Source organism: Burkholderia sp. Ax-1720 (assembly GCF_011753035.1).
GTDB lineage: Bacteria > Pseudomonadota > Gammaproteobacteria > Burkholderiales > Burkholderiaceae > Burkholderia > Burkholderia gladioli.
Map to the genome: position 1 here is coordinate 1 of NZ_VWWK01000370.1, position 2,326 is coordinate 2,326.

1 protein-coding gene is annotated in these 2,326 nt (G+C 69.8%); it reads right to left on the reverse strand.

The window, feature by feature from the left end:
- Nucleotides 1–2,322 (reverse strand): transglycosylase domain-containing protein (locus F3J18_RS36780; protein ID WP_166917055.1); only part of this gene is annotated, 2,322 nt, incomplete at its 3' end.
- Between the last annotated feature and the right edge of the window lie 4 nt (nt 2,323–2,326).

Here is a 2,326-nt window from a genome sequence, read left to right on the forward strand (position 1 = left end):
CGCCGCCGAGGCGGCGCTCGCGGCACTGGCCGCCTGCTCCGCCTCGCTCGGCGCCGGGGCCGGTGCCGGCGCGCGCGGCTTCTGCGGCACGGCCGGCTTCTCCGGCTTGGACGGGAACAGATAGGCGATCCAGTCGTCGAGCTTGCCACGCAAGGTATCGAAGAAACCCGGCGGCGCTTCGGTATCGAATTTCACACGCGCGTCGATCAGCTTGGCGCGGAACACGCGCTGGTAGAAATCGCCGACCATCGGCAAGGCGCTGCGCGCGCCCTGCCCCCAGGTATCGCCGAGCGTGACGCGACCGTCGTCGAAGCCGACCCAGGCGCCCGCCACCAGTTGCGGCTGCATCAGGATGAACCAGCCGTCGGTATTGCCCTGGGTGGTGCCGGTCTTGCCGGCCACGTCGGCGCGGATCCCGAAGCGCGAGCGGATCGCCGAGCCGGTGCCGCGATTGATCACGCCGCGCAGCGCCTCCACCAGCGTGCGCGAGGCCGAGGTGGACAGCGTGCGTTCCGGCGGCGCCGGCATGAACTCGGCCAGCACGTTGCCGTCGCGATCCTCGATGCGGGTCACCATGCGCGGCTCCACATAGCTGCCGAGGTTGGCGATGGTCGCGTAGGCCGACACCATCTCCTTGAGCGTGACGGGGCTGGTGCCCAGCGCCAGCGAGGGCACCGCCTCCAGCGTGCTGTCGCGCACCCCCATCTCGCGCGCGAGCCGCGCCACCTTGACCGGCCCGACCTGCTGCATCAGCTGCGCGGTGATGCGGTTGCGCGAATAGGCCAGCGCGTCGGCCAGCGTCATCGGCTTGCCGGTGGGCGTCTCGGCGTCGTCGGGGCGCCAGATCTCGCCGCCCTTGAGCGGGATCTCCACCGGCTGGTCGATGAAGGTATCGGTGGGCTTGGCGCCGTCGGCGAAGGCGGCGCCGTAGACGAAGGCCTTGAAGGTCGAACCCGGCTGCCGGCGTGCCTGCTGCACATGGTCGAAGGGCTCGGTGCCGAAGTCGCGGCTGCCGACCCAGGCGCGGATCGCGCCGTCGCGCGGGTCGATCGCCATGAAGCCGGCCTGCACGTCGGCCTTGGCCTTGCAGAGATCGCGCAGGAACTCGCGCTGCTTGCCGAGCGCCTTCAGCGCGGCCGCATCGTCGGCGCCGCCGTCGCGCGCGGCCTTGTACTCGGGCGTCTCGCGGATGAAGGTCTGGAACAGCGGGCTGCCGAACGCGCAGCCGCTGCCCGAATTCCAGGCGCCGTTGGCGATGCCCTGCAGCTGGTTGGCCTGCAGCTTGAGCGCCGCGGTGGCCATCGACTGCATGCGCGAATCGATCGTGGTCCTGACGATCAGCCCATCCGAGTAGATGTTGTAGTCGTTGCGGTCGGCCCAGCCGATCAGCCATTTGCGCAACTGCTGCGCGAAATGCGGCGCCGGGCCGGGCGGCTCCTTCTGCCGCTCGAAGTCGATGCGCAGGGGCTTCTTCTGCAGCACCGCGAACTGCGCCGGCGTCAGCTTGCCGTACTTGACCATCTGCCCGAGCACCGTATTGCGCCGCTGCAGCGCACGCTCGGGATTGATCACCGGGTTGTAGTAGCTGTTGCCCTTGAGCATGCCCACCAGGGTGGCGCTGTCGAGCACGTCGAGCTGGTCGGCCGACTTGTCGAAATAGGTGCGCGCGGCCATCTCCACGCCATAGGCGTTGTAGAGGAAGGGCACCGTGTTCAGGTAGGTCTCGAGGATCTGCGGCTTGCTGTAGACGGCCTCGATCTTCAGCGCGGTGATCGCCTCCTTGAGCTTGCGCGTGAGCGTGGGCGCGCGGCCGATCTGGTCCGGATAGAGATTGCGGGCGAGCTGCTGGGTGATGGTCGAGCCACCCTGGCGGTCGCCCGAGAAGGTGTGCAGCGCGGCGCCGGCGGTGCGCCGCCAGTCGAGCCCGTGATGCTCGTAGAAGCGATGGTCCTCGGTGGCGATCAGCGCGTCCACCATGTGCGGCGAGATATCGGCCAGCGCCACCCATTCGCGGTTCGAGGGCTTGAATTCGGCCAGCAGCTTGCCGTCCGAGGACATCACCTGGGCCGGCGCATCGACCCGGGCCTTGCGGATGTCGCCGATGCTGGGCGTGAACGGGATCAGCACCAGTACATAGAGCAGGAACAGCGCCGGGATGGCCGCCACGGCGATCAGCACGCCGCGGCGCGTGGGATGCCGCAGGTGGTGCCAGAGCAGGGCCAGCGCGCGCGAGACGGGCGGCCGCGCGCGGGCCAGGGCCGAGGCCAGCACGGGCCGGGCGGCGGCCCGCCAGGCGGCGAGGCGGGAAAGCAGGCTGGACAGGAAA